The organism is Paenibacillus silvae (assembly GCF_014639235.1).
GTDB lineage: Bacteria > Bacillota > Bacilli > Paenibacillales > Paenibacillaceae > Paenibacillus > Paenibacillus silvae.
This window is the reverse complement of the sequence record NZ_BMFU01000005.1, coordinates 266,786-283,544: the sequence shown is the minus strand read 5'-3', so window position 1 is coordinate 283,544 and position 16,759 is coordinate 266,786. Positions and strand designations below refer to the sequence as shown.

At 47.6% G+C, this 16,759-nt stretch carries 15 protein-coding genes and 1 other annotated feature; of the genes, 11 read left to right on the top strand and 4 right to left on the bottom strand.

Annotated elements, in window-relative coordinates; genetic code table 11:
- Positions 1 to 182 precede the first annotated feature (182 nt).
- Positions 183 to 443, top strand: a binding site (T-box leader).
- A gap of 95 nt (positions 444 to 538) precedes the next feature.
- Positions 539 to 1,531, top strand: a complete 993-nt coding sequence (trpS, locus tag IEW26_RS19040) for a tryptophan--tRNA ligase (protein WP_188593475.1) — start codon at positions 539 to 541, stop codon at positions 1,529 to 1,531.
- A 112-nt stretch (positions 1,532 to 1,643) separates the two neighbouring features.
- On the opposite strand, the gene IEW26_RS19035 is transcribed toward trpS, so the two are convergent.
- Positions 1,644 to 1,841, bottom strand: coding sequence for a hypothetical protein (locus IEW26_RS19035; protein ID WP_188593474.1), 198 nt, complete (start codon positions 1,839 to 1,841; stop codon positions 1,644 to 1,646).
- A gap of 119 nt (positions 1,842 to 1,960) precedes the next feature.
- On the opposite strand from IEW26_RS19035, the gene IEW26_RS19030 reads away from it, so the two are divergent.
- Positions 1,961 to 2,182 (top strand): alpha/beta-type small acid-soluble spore protein, encoded by a 222-nt coding sequence (locus IEW26_RS19030; RefSeq protein WP_056702318.1) that lies wholly within the window; start codon positions 1,961 to 1,963, stop codon positions 2,180 to 2,182.
- A 99-nt stretch (positions 2,183 to 2,281) separates the two neighbouring features.
- Here the strand turns inward: IEW26_RS19030 and IEW26_RS19025 are convergent, their stop codons facing one another.
- Positions 2,282 to 3,262 carry a metal-dependent hydrolase gene (locus IEW26_RS19025; RefSeq protein ID WP_188593473.1) on the bottom strand — a complete coding sequence of 327 codons (981 nt, stop codon included), beginning with the start codon at positions 3,260 to 3,262 and terminating at the stop codon, positions 2,282 to 2,284.
- Between the two features lie 400 nt (positions 3,263 to 3,662).
- Between IEW26_RS19025 and IEW26_RS19020 the strand changes: the two genes are divergently transcribed.
- Positions 3,663 to 4,280 carry an SCO family protein gene (locus IEW26_RS19020; RefSeq protein ID WP_188593472.1) on the top strand — a complete coding sequence of 206 codons (618 nt, stop codon included), beginning with the start codon at positions 3,663 to 3,665 and terminating at the stop codon, positions 4,278 to 4,280.
- A 104-nt stretch (positions 4,281 to 4,384) separates the two neighbouring features.
- Here the strand turns inward: IEW26_RS19020 and IEW26_RS19015 are convergent, their stop codons facing one another.
- Both IEW26_RS19015 and IEW26_RS19010 read right to left on the bottom strand, forming a co-directional pair.
- Complete coding sequence (locus IEW26_RS19015; RefSeq protein WP_111269526.1) at positions 4,385 to 4,732, bottom strand: toprim domain-containing protein; 348 nt, start codon at positions 4,730 to 4,732, stop codon at positions 4,385 to 4,387.
- Between the two features lie 343 nt (positions 4,733 to 5,075).
- On the bottom strand, positions 5,076 to 6,293 hold the full coding sequence (locus IEW26_RS19010; protein ID WP_188593471.1) for an MFS transporter: 1,218 nt from the start codon (positions 6,291 to 6,293) through the stop codon (positions 5,076 to 5,078).
- 215 nt (positions 6,294 to 6,508) lie between these two features.
- Between IEW26_RS19010 and IEW26_RS19005 the strand changes: the two genes are divergently transcribed.
- The 8 genes from IEW26_RS19005 to IEW26_RS18970 all read left to right on the top strand — a co-directional run bounded on the left by IEW26_RS19005 (position 6,509) and on the right by IEW26_RS18970 (position 16,494).
- Positions 6,509 to 6,964 carry an ATPase gene (locus IEW26_RS19005; RefSeq protein ID WP_111269524.1) on the top strand — a complete coding sequence of 152 codons (456 nt, stop codon included), beginning with the start codon at positions 6,509 to 6,511 and terminating at the stop codon, positions 6,962 to 6,964.
- Between the two features lie 19 nt (positions 6,965 to 6,983).
- Entirely contained in the window at positions 6,984 to 8,129 is a 1,146-nt protein-coding gene (locus tag IEW26_RS19000; protein WP_188593470.1) for a transglutaminase domain-containing protein, read from the top strand.
- 105 nt (positions 8,130 to 8,234) lie between these two features.
- Entirely contained in the window at positions 8,235 to 10,265 is a 2,031-nt protein-coding gene (locus IEW26_RS18995; protein ID WP_188593469.1) for a peptidoglycan D,D-transpeptidase FtsI family protein, read from the top strand.
- Positions 10,266 to 10,595: 330 nt separating this feature from the next.
- The gene (locus IEW26_RS18990) at positions 10,596 to 12,569 is read left to right on the top strand and encodes a peptidoglycan D,D-transpeptidase FtsI family protein (RefSeq protein ID WP_188593468.1); all 1,974 of its coding nucleotides are present in this window, start codon (positions 10,596 to 10,598) and stop codon (positions 12,567 to 12,569) included.
- Positions 12,570 to 12,858: 289 nt separating this feature from the next.
- On the top strand, positions 12,859 to 13,776 hold the full coding sequence (locus IEW26_RS18985; protein WP_188593517.1) for a metal ABC transporter solute-binding protein, Zn/Mn family: 918 nt from the start codon (positions 12,859 to 12,861) through the stop codon (positions 13,774 to 13,776).
- A gap of 87 nt (positions 13,777 to 13,863) precedes the next feature.
- A complete protein-coding gene (locus IEW26_RS18980; protein WP_188593516.1) occupies positions 13,864 to 14,658 on the top strand; it encodes a metal ABC transporter ATP-binding protein in 795 nt (264 codons plus the stop codon).
- A gap of 3 nt (positions 14,659 to 14,661) precedes the next feature.
- Positions 14,662 to 15,621, top strand: coding sequence for a metal ABC transporter permease (locus tag IEW26_RS18975; protein ID WP_111269520.1), 960 nt, complete (start codon positions 14,662 to 14,664; stop codon positions 15,619 to 15,621).
- Positions 15,622 to 16,494, top strand: a complete 873-nt coding sequence (locus IEW26_RS18970) for a metal ABC transporter permease (protein WP_188593467.1) — start codon at positions 15,622 to 15,624, stop codon at positions 16,492 to 16,494. It begins immediately after the preceding gene.
- Positions 16,495 to 16,759 lie beyond the last annotated feature (265 nt).

Sequence of the window (16,759 nt, the reverse complement as noted above, 5' to 3'; positions counted from 1 at the left end):
ATTGTTGTGTTCATTCCAGCTTGTCGTGTAGCATCCTGCAGGCTGCTTCTAAAGACATGGCAGGACGGCACTACCATCATAACAGATTTTAAACGATCGGGAAAAAAAACGCATCCCATTTTGACATTCTGGCTCCCGCGCATTAAGATGGAATTCTGAACGTTATTTATGAATTGAATGATGTCAACGCGATGACAGGGACAAGTAGGTAAGGAATATTCTCTTCAGAAAGCCAGTGGTAGATGCGAACTGGTGTGAACTCTTTGCTGAATGGACCCTTGAGTGTATAACTGAACAGGCACTGCCACTGTAAGGCGGTCTCAGTAGGTATACCGGTTATTCCACGTTAAGGAAAAATGAAGGCTTTTCTTTTGTTATGCCGATTGTCAGTATAACAGGTGAACAAGCGAATAAGGGTGGCACCACGGTCTCACGTCCCTTGCGGATGTGGGGCCTTTTTGCGTTCACAGGATGAATTAGCAAGAGCCGCAGGCCGCGAGATTATTAGTTATTGATGAAATCAGGGAGGTTTTTGATGATGAAAACAGTATTATCAGGCATTCAGCCAAGCGGTAAGCTGACATTAGGGAATTACATCGGCGCAATTAAAAATTTTGTGAAATTGCAGCATGACTACAAGTGTCATTTTATGGTTGTAGATCTGCATGCCATTACCGTGCCGCAGGAGCCGGCAGCGCTTCGCGAGCAATCCGAGGCCGTTGCTGCCTTGTTCCTTGCAGCGGGCATTGATGCATCCAAGTCAAATGTATTTCTGCAGTCCCATGTGCCACAGCACGCGGAGCTTGGCTGGTTGATGACTACGCTCACTTCGATGGGTGAGCTGGAACGTATGACACAGTTTAAGGACAAATCCTCCGGTAAAGATTCCGTTGGTGCCGGTTTGTTTGTATATCCGTCTTTGATGGCTGCAGATATTTTGCTGTATAATGCCGATCTTGTGCCTGTCGGTGAGGATCAGAAGCAGCATCTGGAATTGACTCGTGATCTGGCTGGACGCTTTAACCATCGTTATGGAGAATACTTCACCATTCCTGAGCCATATATTCCACAGGTGGGTGCGCGTGTGATGTCGCTGGATGACGCTTCCTCGAAAATGAGCAAAAGTAATCCGAATGCCGGCAGTTATATCGCTCTGTTAGACCCGCCGGATGTCATTCGCAAAAAAATCAGCCGTGCTACAACAGATTCAGGCCGTGAAGTCGTTTACGATCCGGCCAATAAACCGGAAGTCAGCAATCTGATGAGCATTTATGCAGAATGTGCAGGTATGACGCTGAATGAGGTTGCCGAGCGTTACGAAGGAAAAATGTACGGTCCGTTCAAAAAGGAGCTGGCTGAAGTGGTTGTATCTGTCATTGAACCGCTGCAAACAAGATATAATGAAATTCGCGAGTCTGGTGAACTCACAGATGTATTAGAAACTTCGGCACGCCGTGCGGAAGAGGTTGCTCAGCAAACGTTGGATGCGGTGAAAGAGCGCATGGGCTTTGTTCCTAGACGCAAGCTGTAATGGGGCAAGCCAAGCTTGTAAATTGTTTATGATGTTAAAAAAGAGGAGGCGGATGATAATTCCGTCTCCTCTTTCCTTTGCGCTGGATGATATCGTTAACGAGCCGGGAACGTTAAGAGGCTGATTCGGAAGCCGAGCGGGCTTCCTGACGCTCTTTTTTGGCACGAATGATAAATCCCCATACGATATTAGCCATAGAGAGAACAAACAGTAATGTGGCAAGCCAGCCGTTGTAAGAAATCGTGATTGCTGTAACCGTTAACAAAACGATTGATGAGAATGCGAACCATAAGGATAAACCTTTGCTCATTGGGAAAAACCTCCATGTACAAATTTAATGAATTTTCGTATAACCTGAAGCGTGCGAGCCATAATAATCTTGCAAGCTTGCAATACATTACAGACACAGATTGAAAGGAGATTTTAAATATGGCTCAAGGATCTCGCTCTTCTAACAACTTGGTGGTACCTCAAGCGACAGCAGCACTGCAACAATTGAAAATGGAGGCTGCACAGGAACTGGGTGTAACTATTCCACAAGACGGATACTATGGCAACTACACTTCCCGTGAAACCGGATCTTTGGGTGGGTATATCACCAAACGTCTGGTACAAATCGCTGAGCAGTCTCTGGCTGGGTCTGGCAAATAATTATTATACCAAAGCAGCAAAGCCCGGAGCGGATAACGCTCCGGGCTTTTCCCGCGCAATCATTCCTATATCTGATTGTGCCCCGCAATCCACACCGCGTCAAGGGCGGGCGGATAAAAGTTTTTTATCCATCTTTTCATCACTCAGCCAGCCTACATACGTATCAATGGTTTCGAAATTGCGATCCATCACTACGACGGCGACAAAAGGATACTGTTTTCGGTGTCGATATCGGACATCTGCCCAGCGAACCTTATAACCTGCGGGCAGTTCCTCTACCTCTGCCACCGCATAAGAAGTAAAGTAGAGGAACGCACTTACTTCCGGTAATTTACGTGAAGCGGCTACCGCAGCATGAGTGGATGAAGTGGCATGCAGGCTCCAGGTCAGCTCGTTTCCGTCTATTTTGCCCAGTTCATAACTGCCATCCTTATTCGTTTTTACAACGTGCCAGCGGCTCCAGGAAATGGTGGGAATGACGATATATTTGGCTGGCTCCGGGCTGTTGTCCATCAGTTTCACTTTTCGGGCTACCAGTGCGCGTGTGATCGTGCGCCAGATATAATACACTCCAATCAGAATATACAGCGAAGTGAAGAGTGGAGCAGGCTGCACCAGATCAAAGGCCCATAGCAGAATAGCAATAACATGAGTGGTGAACAGGAACGGGTCGAAAATATGAATCACGTTCCAGGCAATCCAGCGTTCTGTAAAAGGCCGTGCGGCCTGGGTTCCATACGTATTAAACAAGTCAGTGAATACATGCACGCCAACAGCGACAGCCGTCCAGAGAACGACGTGTGCAAGGGGAATTCCCCGGAAGATCAATCCGATTACGCCTGTAATCATGAGCACCCAGAGCAATAGAAACGGCAGTGAGTGGGACATCCCCCGATGATTTCGAATGTAGAGTGAATTACTTTTGAAACGCAGAGCAGTATCAATGTCCGGTGCCTGGGAGCCTGCAATGGTGCCAACCATGACCGCGGCAGCGAGCATCGGATCAGCAGCAACCACAGGATCAATATAAGCGAGCCCGGCCAGACCAATGCCCATGACAAAATGTGTAGAGGTATCCATAAACGTCTCCTTTATGAGGTGTATCGTGTTCCAGCATTATACTTCTCTATCTAGGTGATACCCATATCTAGTGTATATTATCCGCCTGTATAGATGCAAAACAGGAATAACTTTGACAGGAATCTGTCCGATTTCCAACAAATGTACGAACATTGTCAAACTATTCAGTGAATTCCTGTGATAAAATTTATATCGGATGTGATCGACAAAAGGGTCACTATTTTATACATATGTACCACTGAACCATCGCGATAACGCAAAATTTAAAGGATATGTGCTGAATCGGTTGAATCATGTGACGTTGGAAAAACACCAGGAATGCGATCAAGCTGAAGAGTATTGGTATTGATTAAAGATGTATGCGTATTCACCTTTATATTGTTGGGAGGAAAAGAAGAGGATGCAGGTCATAAAGAAATACAAATGGACTTGGATATTGCTTGGAATTGCCCTGATTATGGCGGTGTATTTAATGTGGAATACGGCGTTTGCCAGCAAGGAGAAATTACCCGAGATTCGGGAGATCCAATCGTTCTCCATGGAAAATGTAGACGGGCGCACCGTATCCCTGGCGGATACGAAAGGTAAAGTGCGATTGTTCTACTTTTATTTTACCAGCTGCCCTGATGTGTGTCCGATTACGACATTTACACTGTCTCAGGTGCAGGACTTGCTGAAAGAGGACGGTACGTTTGGAGACAAGGCGTCCTTTGTATCCATCTCTTTTGATCCAAAAGTGGATACGAGAGAGAAGATCAAAACGTTTGCCGATCGTTTCCATGCGGACTATTCCGGCTGGTATTTCCTGCGAGGTGATATGGATAAAACAAAGCAGTTCGCCAAGGAATCCTTTCAGATTCTGATTGAAGGCGAGAACAAGGATGATTTTGCCCATATGAATATGATTGGTCTGGTCGATGAAAATAACCAGCTGCGCAAAGTATATAACGCATTTAACACAGAGGACGTGCAGCCAGAAGTCATTGCTGAGGACATTCGCAGGCTGATCAAGGAATAGAATGCCGAAAGTTTAAATTACAGATCAAGTTTCAAGATTAGCGATAGATGAAAGGCTGTCTCCAGTTGATTTAACCGGAAACAGCCTTTGTTGTCGTTGTTCATTTAATATGAAGGCTGCTCGGGATATTGAATATATTCCTCTAACCCGGCCTTCTCCAGTTGAGCAATGATGTATTCGTCAGGTGTGCCTTCTACCCCTGCGTACCCGCGTCTGGTATACATCTGCACGGCATCGGGAAAAGCATCGCGCAGCACCCCTCTTATTTTTTTGCCAGAGCTATCATTATCCATAAACAAATAAACCTCATCATATCCGACTTGCTTGCGTAGCGTCTCCAGTTTGAGGGAGTTCAGTGTGCCAAACGTGCATAAAATATTAATTTCTGGACCAACCAGACGTTTAAGCTTGCTGCGATCATTTTTACCTTCGACAATGACATGAATAGGCATCTTGTTCACCCCTGATTCGAGAGCTGATGTCGACATTCCCCGGGAAATGTTACAGCGAAAATCGACTGAATGTACCTATAGTGTATCTGGAAACGGGCGAATGATGCAAAGATTAAATGTTACTGTCTATTTAATTTAAACTATTCTTTTACACTTGAACGGAGAGGACAGAAAAAACCTGAAAAAGCGGAGCTAAAAGCTTTCTCAAAGAAAGCTGCATCGGAAGCATAAGCTTCGCCTTTATCACCGGATTTTTCCCTTTGGAAAGGGAAATCAAAAAATTCTGGGGATAACAGCTACTCTCCAGGTTATTCTGTCATCGGAGTGGATTGTGTAAAATAAATTACCCGAGCACACTTTTGGCATCTGAAGAAGAGAGGGACGCAGCAGGTCTGGATGTATAATACGGAAGCAGCAGGATGCCAATCATGAGTAAAATAAATGCGATAAAATAAGGAGACACTCCAGTGCGGAGCTGTCCTGCTGTAATTGGACCGATGAATGAGCCAATAGAGGTGGCGATGGATTGTAAAGAAAAGATGCGCCCAAGCTTGCTGCCGCCGCTTAAATGAATGAAGAGTGTAGCCATAGCAGGGAAAATAATACCTTTAGACATACCTAGCACAAATAACACAATGGATAACGAAATCTGAGGCATGGCTGCCATAACAAAAAAGCTCAAGGACATTAGCAGCACACCAGCGACTAAACGCAGTTTGGGTGAATAACGGTTAAGAAACAGCATGCTGAGTGTAAACAATGCACCGATGCTGATGATAGAGAACAGCAAACCGGTAGACATCATGGAAGAATGTCCGCCTCCCCGCAGAGGCAGTTCAAAGAACAGAATGCCCTGTGCACAGGCGATGACGAGTGGAAGCATAAAATAACGCCAGGATACGGGCAGGAATGCTTTGGATGACTCTGATGGTGTATGGCCGGATTTGGATTTAGAGAAACCAGAGGGTGCAGGTACAGACTTCGCGGGTTCGGTTGCCGGCTGCGGCTGGCGAATCAAACCTTTTGGCATAGTTAACAGTGCAATGACTCCTGTCAGGATCAGGAGGTATCCAAGACTGGAGAAGGTGGCAGAGAAGCCCATCGAACCTACAATAACTGCACCGGCAGCTGGTGATACGACAGAGGCTAGTGTGTGAACAACACCATGTCCGGACATATATTTTCCCTGTTTGACAGGATCATTGGAGAGCTGGGCGAGCAGAGCGAGACAGGCCGGTGACAAAAAGGCCAATACAAAACCGCTGATCGAGCGCAAGGCAAGCAGTTGCCAAGGGGTATGAATATGGGCCTGCAAGAGCAGGATGATGCCCGCACCCAGCAGGCTGAACACAATATATCTTCGGCTGCCGTGTTTATCAATCTGTGTTCCTGCGATCAGATTGCCAGGCAGATGCGTCAGGGAATAGATGCCCATCATCCAGCCGATGAAGGTTGGAGCTGCACCGAGCGATATGGCAAAAGGCGTCAGGATGGGATACTGGGCGTGCAGATCAAATACTGCCAGGAACAAAAACAGGTATAGCCAGATGGCCGTCTTCACAAAAGCCCCTCCTTGTTAGGCGATGCCTGTTTATACACAGGTCTGGAACGTATCCACGTTCGTCGGACGAATCCTCATGGTACTACTTGTACGCCCAGCAGGACGAACTTAGACCGTTTATTTTTGCCGGAAAGGGCTTAGCTGACAGCGGGTTCGGAAATCATGTATAATATTCGGGAAGTGTCCTGATCAACTCTAATACGGAAGGTGTAGCCATGAACATAGAAGTTATAAAGGAATTTGTAATGCAGAACTGGCTGGTGATCGTTGTTGCGCTGATCATTTTGTTCTTTGTTCTGAATGTAGTCAAAACGATGTTGAAATGGGCGATTGCTATTATCATTATTGCGGCTCTGCTGATATACAGCGGTATCTCCATGGAGCAGATCAAACAGACGGTCACTGATGTGCAGTCCAGTACGATGGACACACTCAAAAAAGAAGCGACAAGCATTATGCTGGAGGAGGCTTCGAAGGCAACCTATGCAGCGGGACAAAATGGTGAATTTACGATTACCAGTCCCAATGTAGAAATTAAGGGCAGCACGAAGTCTGATAAAGTGGACGTTACGTTTCGCGGCATTTCGGTAGGAGAATGGAAGCTCGACAACGAAACGATCCGAACATTTGTCGAACAGGCAAAAAAGAACAAAACAGCACCAGCTTCGTAGTCAAAGGAGGAATTAAAACGTGCTGCAAACTTGGCTGGACAGCCTGAGGGAGTTTAACGGCATAACGATATTGCTGCTGCTTATTGTAGCGGCTTCCTTATTGCAGGGATGGTCCAGAGGGGCTTCACGTTCTGCGGGGAGACTCTTTGGTTTCCTGATGGACGGTATTATGGCAGTGATCGGTATTTTGTTATCTATCGGTTTAACCTTGTGGCTTGCGCCATATGTACAGCAGTGGTTATCCGAGCATGCTTCAGCTATGCCTAATCGGGAGCTGAACCGATGGGAGCAGTTGTACTATACGCTGGTTACAGCGATTGCTGATTTTCCGCTGATGCGGTTCGCTGTACTATTTGTACTCAGCTATGGCATTATTCGTATGGTTCTTGGTTTGTTGTCCTCTTTGATCATCAGCAGAAGGCATGCGGAGCACGAATCAGGTGCACCCAAAGGGGTAATCAGCCGACTGACCGGTGCAGTGATTGGTACCATTATCGGTTCAGTTCGCGGAATGATTGTTATTGCTGTATTGTTCATGATCGTCAGTCTCTATCCGGGCAGCATGTTCAGCCGTTATGTGGAGGCGTCTCCGATCTATATGCAAGGGGCAAAATCGGTGATTGAACCGTTGTCCGGCACGTTTATCAAGGACAAACTCCCTGTATTTACACAAGCGGTTCAGAAGGAACTTGGAAGTATTCTGCAGCGGAAATATGAGGTCATTGATCACAACATTCCGGCAGATATTGAGCAGGCTGCGCAAGAGATTGTCAAAGGCAAATCTACGGATGAAGCAAAAGCGAAAGCTTTATATGACTGGGTAGGCACCCGCATTCAATACGATTACGGGAAAGTGGATGATTACGAGCAGAAGGGCATCTGGCATGAGCAGACCCCGCAGAATACGTTTGATACACGCAAAGGGGTATGTATTGACTACGCTCGTCTGTATGCGGTAATGGCTCGTTCTCAAGGGCTGGATGTCAAGGTTGTTACAGGTCTTGGTTATAACGGTCAGGGAGGCTATGGTCCCCACGCGTGGAATGAGGTATATGTATCAGATACCGAAAGCTGGATTCCGCTTGATCCGACATGGGCGATCAGTGGAGACTGGTTTAATCCACCGAACTTTGCGGATACTCACCTGAAGGATCAGTCCGCTTGAGTGTAGAACCGACAAGGTTCGCAATATGACGACGTTGCCAGGTAATTATGCCGGATATATTCAGTTTTCTGTGGTATGCATCAAGTCATGAAAGAGGTAGGAAGAATGAAAAAGCATTCTAATGAGAAGGATGAACTTGCGGACAAACGGCGTTTTAGCTACCGAATGAACGTATTTTTCTTCGCTTCCTTTATTATTTTTAGTGTAATTATTGTGCGTCTGGCCTATTTGCAGTTTGTCGAAGGGCCGGAGCTCAGCCAGGAAGAAGCGAGCAACATTACGAAGGATGTGCCGCTGGCCCCGGTAAGAGGAACGATCTATGATTCGACAGGTACGGTGAAGCTGGCCTATTCCAAGCCGATTCAGTCCCTGTATCTCACATTGTACAAAAACTATGGAGATGTGGATGGCCAGCCCAATCCGAAAATTGGTGAAGTGCAGGAGATGGCCGCACGATTGCATGACGTATTTGAAAAGTACAAAGCCCCTAATTCCGAATCCTTGACCGTGGATCAAATTATCGAGGAGATGGACCTGAATTCACGTAAGGCAAATGGTTTTATGCCACGTCTGATCAAGAGTGATCTGTCCGAAGGAGAGGTTGCCTATTTTCTCCAGCACAAGGATGAATTCAAGGGTATTCAGATCGTGGAGGAAAGTGTGCGGTACTATGATCCGGATACAGTTGCTGTACAGACGATTGGCTATTTGAAAAAATTCAAAAGCTCCAAAACGTTGAACAAATATAAAGAAGTGGATGAAGCTAACAAAACGCAAACCGATCCGGGCTTAGTCTACACGGAAAATGAGTTTGTCGGCTTTGATGGGCTGGAGCTCCAATATCAGGATAAGCTGCGGGGTAAAAGTGGTTATACGTCGGTTGACGTTGATTTGCGTAACTTGCCTGAGGGTGTAGCGGGCACTACGCCGCCGCAGAAAGGATATGACCTGATCTCCAGCATCAACAAAAATGTGCAGGTGAAAACCGAGCAGGCCATTATGGATCAGCTGAGCTGGCTGCATCGCAATCCGGTATCCGGCAAATTGCATCCGAACGCCAAAACAGGCTTTGCCGTTGCCATGGAAGTGGACACAGGTAAAATTGTAGCGGCTGCCAGCATGCCAGACTATGATACGAATGTTTGGAGAACAGGCAGCATCAGCACAGAAGATTACGATAAAATCAAATATATTTACCAGAATGGTACCATTCGGGGCTTCCCGCCGGATGATTCAAAGAAACGTGCAGAGTCGGTTGTCCTGCTTGGTTCAACGATCAAACCGCTCAGTGTTCTGATTGGCTTGAAAGAAGGCTTCTTTACGACCAACACGGTGTATATCGACCGTGGTTCAACTACATTCGGTGGAGACAACCGCCGGGTACAGAACTCATCAGGTCACGTATATGGTGCGATGCGCCCGCATGATGCCATACGTCATTCCTCCAACGTATTTATGATTGACGAGATTGGGAAGAAGCTCTATTCACAGTATGGTGCAAAAGGTGTGGACGTCTGGGACAAGTATATGGAGCAGTTTGGTCTTGGTGTGAAAACCGGGGTTGATTTGCCGAATGAATACCCAGGATATAAAGAGTATATCGAAAGTTCTGAAAGCTCTCTGACTAAACTGGCATATGCTTCCTTTGGACAACAAGGAAAATATACAACGATGCAGCTGGCACAGTATACGACCATGCTAGCGAATAAAGGAAAACGTATGGAGCCACAACTGGTGAAAGAGTTCCGGGATTCTGAGGGTAATGTGGTGGAAAAAGTGAAACCGAAGGTACTGAGCAAAGTAGACTTCAGTGATGCATACTGGAATGAGGTACAACGCGGTATGGCAACCGAGGTTTCTTCATTCAGCGGCTTCCCGTATGACTTTGCCAGAAAAACAGGTACTTCGACACAGAATGTTGGCGGCAAACTGGTGGATAACGGGGTATTTATCGCCTATGCACCACGTAACAATCCAAAGCTGGCTGTTGCTGTCGTCATCCCTGAAGGGGGCTTTGGTTCCAACAGTGCGGCTCCGGTTGCACGTGCCATCTTTGATGCTTATGATCAGGAATTTGGTCTGGATGGTATTCCGAAAAAAAATCAAAATAAAGAAACTGAAACAAATACGCCATAATCCGGTAGTGGAGATACTACAGGCAGAAGAAGGCCCTCAGCATGTTTTGCTGGGGCCTATTTTTGTTGCGTTTTTATGTAACCTATTCCCCGGTATAACGTTATATACAGAGGGGATTTTTCTCTTTTAAGCTGGAAACTGTGAGTTTGTGTATTATTTATCATATGAAGCTCATTACGAAAATGTAACCAAAAATAGAAAGACGTTACAGTGAGCTTTTGATAAACTTAAAAGATGTAGAATGACGCCATTTGCATCTGTAATGACATTTTGACGTGAATATACATTTTGTCTTTTACCATCTTACAAAGAACGGAGAGAACAGCATCTATGTTCAAACGATTCAAGAACAAACCGCCGAATGAAGACGAGCGCGCGGTTAACAAACCTTCCACAGCCAGACTGAACGTGTTTTTTTTCGCGGCATTTGTTATATTCAGTATCCTCATTTTCCGGCTGGCGTTTGTGCAGTTTGTCGAGGGGCCTGAGTTGACGTATATGGAGTCTACCCGCAATACAAAGGATATTCCGCTTGCTCCTGTACGTGGTCCGATCTATGATGCGACCGGTAAAGTGGCGCTTGCTTATTCGGAGCCAGTACAGTCCCTGTATGTTCTCTTATATGAGGACTATCGCAATGACGATCGCAGGCAGGAAGCCGAGGAACTGGCCCGTGAACTTGCAGATATATTCAAACGATTCAATCCAGGAGACGAGAAACAGCCAGATGCAGAGGAGATTATTAAACGACTGGATCTGGATCACCAGAAAACGTTTGGTTATGTGCCAAGGCTGGTCAAGTCCGATCTGTCGACCCGGGAAATTGCCTATTTTATGGAGAAAAAAGCAGATTATCCCGGCATCATGGTTCTGGAAGAAAATGTGCGCCGATATGACCCGGACCGGGTGGCTGTGCAGGTTATTGGTTACACACGGGAATTCAAGCGTGTTCCAACGACCATGAAGCAGTACCAGACCATTATCCAGGAGTCTGCCTCCCAACGTGATCCGGGCTTGGTATATTCTCAGGATGAGAGAGTGGGATTTGACGGGCTGGAGCTGCAGTATCAGCAGGAGCTTCGCGGGCGAAGCGGATATCAATCCATTGACATCGACTCTCGTAATTTGCCTACAGGCACAATGGAGCTGACTCCGCCGGAGAAGGGGTACAGTCTGATTTCCACGATCAACAAGGAAATTCAGCTGGCAACACAACAAGCGATTACCGATGAATTACGGAAGCTGCCGAAGGCAATTACCGGGTATGCTGTAGCTATGGAAGTTGATACAGGTAATATTGTAGCGATGGCCAGCATGCCGGACTATGATCCGAATGACTGGGATTATGACAAGATCAAGTTTGTATTCCGCAACGGCACAACAGAGTCTTTTCCTCCGAATGATAACAAGCCGCGTCACGCCGAATCCGTGGTGTTGCTGGGATCGGTTATTAAACCGCTCAGCGTGCTCATCGGGTTGAAGGAAGGATTGTTCACTGCAGGACAGACGTATCCTGATAAGGGTTATGCCGTACTTGGCAAAGACGGACGACAAGTGAGAAACTCACACTCGGCGTACAATGGAAATATTACTGCACGGAAAGCCATCGAGAAATCATCCAATGCATTCATGATTGATATGGTAGGCAAGCAGTTGTTAAGAAAATACGGTGGAGACAAGGGCATCGAGAAATGGGACGAATACATGAAGAGTTTTGGTTTGGGTGTGTCCACAGGCATTGATCTGCCCAATGAATTTCTTGGTCAGTTGGAATATAAAGCGGACAATGATGAATCTGCGCTGACACGTCTGGCGTTCGCGTCATTTGGACAGCAAGCCAAATATACGACGATGCAGCTGGCACAGTACACGACAATGCTGGCGAACAAGGGCAAACGGATGGAGCCCCATCTGGTGAAGGAAATTCGGGATGCAGATGGCAACGTGGTGAAGAAATTTACGCCGAAAGTGCTGAATGAGGTGCAGTTTGCGGATGCGCACTGGAACGAGGTGCATAAGGGCATGGTGACAAAGGTAAGTTCGTTTGAGGGTTTCCCTTATGATTTTGCCAGAAAAACAGGAACCTCCGAGCAGGGAACCGGGCCGAATAAAAAGGAGAACGGTGTGTTTATCGCTTTTGCACCAAGGGATAATCCCAAGCTGGCTGTAGCGGTAGTTGTACCCGAGGGTGGATTTGGTTCGGTCAGCGCTTCACCAATCGCACGCAAAATCTTTGATGCGTATGATGAGGTGTATGGCCTTGACGGCATCCCTAAGGGCAAGAAGGATCAGAAGCAGGAGTAAGAATACCGTTTGAAGCTTTTGTACGATTTTGTGTATATCCGCAAAGCTAAAAGACCTATTGATCTGGTCTGCAAATTTCAATCTCATATCCTTATGGACAGGCAAGGGAAATTATCCCTTGCCTTTTGTTTTGTCATCGGATAAAATTTGCACAAGGGAAACATTATTAGACATGTTTAAAAATTAGTGCCTTGTACAAGTTAATTAGTTATGGACAAATATTTTAGAGCAGGGAAAGGGGAGATGTAGCTTGATTAAGGTGAAGATGAGGGGGATACATCGAGGTTTGATGACATTGGCATGTGTTGTGCTAATAATCGTACTGACAGCTTGTTCTGGTACTACTGGTGGGGGTGAGAATGACGCAGGGAAGGTTCGGGTTACTGCGACTACAGGTATGATTGCGGATGTCGCACGAGAAGTAGGCGGAGCATATGTTGAGGTTACCGGTTTGATGGGGCCAGGGGTGGACCCGCATCTGTACAAAGCATCCCAAGGGGATATTCGCAAGCTGGAGCAAGCGGAGGTGATTTTCTATAACGGTCTGCATCTGGAAGGTAAAATGACCAGCATCCTGGAGAAAATGTCCAAAAGCAAGCTGGTGACCGCAGTGGCCGAGAGAATTCCGACAGAGGAGCTGCATTCCGGTCAAGCGACAGGCGGAACGGAGTATGACCCGCATGTCTGGTTCAACGTCAAACACTGGATGCGCGCAGCAGAAGCTGTCCGCGACACACTTATAGAAGCGGACCCGGACCATAAGGAGCAGTATACAGCTCAGGCTGAGCGTTATCTTGAGCAGCTGGATGCACTGGATACAGAAGTACGGGAGAAAATCGGACAGATTCCCGAGGCAAGCCGTGTGCTGGTTACAGCACATGACGCATTCGGCTATTTTGGTCAAGCCTACGGGATTAAAGTGATGGGGCTTCAGGGCATCAGTACTGCTGCTGAATACGGAGCCAAGGATGTAAGTGAACTGCGGGATTTCCTTGTAGAAAATCAGATCAAAGCGGTATTTATAGAATCCAGTGTACCTGCGAAAGCGATGGAAGCGATCATTGCCGGAGCCGCTGAGAAGGGCCATACCGTCAGCATTGGCGGGGAATTGTTCTCGGATGCAATGGGGCCTGAAGGAACGGAAGAGGGCACTTATATCGGAATGGTTCGGCATAATGTCGAAACTATTGCAGCGGCTTTGAAATAATATTTAATATTCAACCTGGGGAAGGGGAGTGAATGAATGATGAATGGCGTGAATGAAATGAATGCAGCAAATCTGGAGGCAGAGCGTATGGAACGTAAGTGGCATGGTGAACCCGTGAGGGAAACAAGCACGGCAACTATTCCTCTTCAAGTAAGGAACCTGGCGGTGGCTTATCATAAAAAACCGGTGCTCAGCAACGTATCCTTTGATGTGCCTGAAGGGCAGCTGATCGGTATTCTTGGACCGAACGGAGCGGGCAAGTCAACGCTGATCAAGGCCGTGCTGGGACTTGTGCCGAAGATGCACGGTGACGTAGAAATTTTCGGACGTTCTTACCGTGAATCACGGAGGCGTATCGGATATGTGCCGCAGAGGGAGTCTGTAGATTGGGATTTTCCGACTCACGCCCTGGATGTAGTTATGATGGGCAGATATGGACATCTGGGCTGGTTTCGCCGCCCGGGCAAAAAGGAGAAGGAACTGGCTGCCCATTGTCTTGAACAGGTGGGCATGGGAGATTACATGTACCGTCAGATCAGCCAACTGTCGGGTGGACAGCAGCAGCGTGTATTTCTCGCAAGAGCTTTGGTGCAGGATGCAGACCTGTATTTCATGGATGAACCGTTTGCAGGGGTGGACGCTACAACGGAGAAAGCCATCATCTCGCTGCTGGAACAGCTGAAAAAGCAGGGTAAAACGGTACTGGTTGTTCATCACGATCTGGCTACGGTAGAAGAATACTTCGATCATGTATTGCTGCTCAATGGGCGTCTGGTTGCGGCTGGACCAACCAATGAAGTATTTGTGCCGGATACTTTACAGGAGACCTATGGAGGCCGGATTGCAATGATCGGCAGCCGGACGGAGAAAGGACAGGTGTAAGTGATGGGGAACTGGCTGCTTTCCATTCTGTCTGATCCGAATACCCGCTGGATTTTGCTCGGCTGTATATTGCTTGGCTTCAGCAGCGGCATTATCGGCTCGTTCACCTTTCTTCGTCGTCAAAGTCTGATGGGGGATACACTTGCACACGCGGCACTGCCTGGAATCTGTATTGCATTTATGCTGACAGAAACCAAATCGATCGGATGGTTTCTGTTGGGTGCGCTGGTAGCGGGCATTGTGGCGACCTTCGGCATTTCATGGATCACCCGCTTCTCAAGGATCAAGCAGGATACGGCAATGGGCATCGTATTAACTGTATTTTTCGGAATCGGCGTGGTGATGCTGACACGAATCCAGCACAGTGCCAGCGGGAGTCAGAGCGGGCTCGACAAGTACCTGTTCGGGCAAGCCGCATCCATGGTGCAGACCGATGTGTATGTTATGGGCGGAGTATGTCTTGTACTGTTGATTGCCTGCCTTGTCTGGTTTAAAGAATTCAAGCTTGTCAGCTTTGATCCGGGCTTTGCAAGAGGTATGGGACTGCCTGTAGGAGCTCTGGAACAATTCATTCTGCTGCTCACGGTTATTGCTGTTGTCGCGGGCATTCAAGCGGTGGGGGTGGTGCTGGTTGCAGCGCTGCTAGTTACTCCAGCGGCAGCAGCAAGGTGCTGGACGGATTCGCTTGCGCTTATGGTGCTGTTGGCAGGACTGTTCGGTGCACTAAGCGGTGCCGCAGGCACATTGTTCAGCACACTTGTCCCGAACCTGCCAACAGGACCGGTCACAGTGCTCGCGGCTACGGTGCTCTTCGCCGGGTCAGCGCTGCTCGCACCAAGACGCGGACTGCTTGCTCGCAAGCTGCGCAGCATTCAGGCGAGATCTGAATATTTGCGCGAAGAGCATGCATCGCTTCAGACACTGTCCGCTCAGGGCAAGATGCAGGAACGGGGGGAGATGTAAATGGCCACATTCTGGATTATTTTAACGGCAGTATTAGTGTCCTCTGCTTGTGCCATTCTTGGATGTTTCCTGATCCTGCGGCGGATGGCTCTGGTCGGAGATGCCATCAGCCATGCGGTATTGCCCGGAATTGCGATTGCTTTTCTGTGGAGCGGCTCCAGAGACTCGCTGTGGATGCTGCTGGGTGCAACGGTGTTTGGGTTACTGACGGTATTTTTCATTCAAAGCCTTCAGGCGGGAGGGCTGTCCTCGGATGCTTCCATTGGCATTGTATTCACTGCACTCTTCGCTGCAGGTGTTATTCTGATCAGTCTGAACGCTCAGCATATTGATCTGGATCTGGACTGTGTATTATTTGGAGAGATTGCTTATGTACAATGGGATACGCTAACGCTGTGGGGGATGGATGTAGGGCCCAGAGCGGTGTGGATGCTGGGCATTACCCTGCTAGTCATTCTTGTCGTTGTGGGACTGTTCTATAAACAGTTCAAGCTGTGTGCGTTTGATCCGGCTCTGGCAGCGGCCTGCGGCATCCCGGTGGTACTGTTTCATTATGTGCTGATGGGGCTGGTGTCCATGACATCGGTGGCTTCATTTGAAAGTGTTGGCTCCATTCTTGTGGTTGGCATGTTGATTGTACCCGCGGCCGCCGCTTATCTGCTCACGGATCAGCTAGGCAAAATGATTGTGTACGCTGTCCTGATTGGAGTGGCTTCCTCTGTTGGCGGTTATCTGATGGCGTATGTGATGGATGCTTCGATAGCGGGATGCATGGTGGCGGTTGCAGGTATACTGTTTGTGCTTGCGCTGTTGTTATCACCGAAACATGGCATTGTGCTTCGTTATGTACGTCGTAAATATGTGGCAAGGTAAGGCGAGATGAACATAATTCGTCAAAGACCGTCTGCAGCAGTGAACTGCATCCCAATGAATAGAAACAACTACTCATTGGAGGTGCAGTTCACGGCAGGCGGTTTTTGATGTTTTATTTTTCGGAAACGAAGTGTCAAAGCGCCGAATACAGGTTACTTTGTTGCATATGCATGTTCTGTGGTAAAATGTCGTTAGCTGTGACGTCCGGGGGAGTCTGCCATTGGCAGGTACCGGGCGATCTTGTTGTTTTAATGGAGAGAGAAAT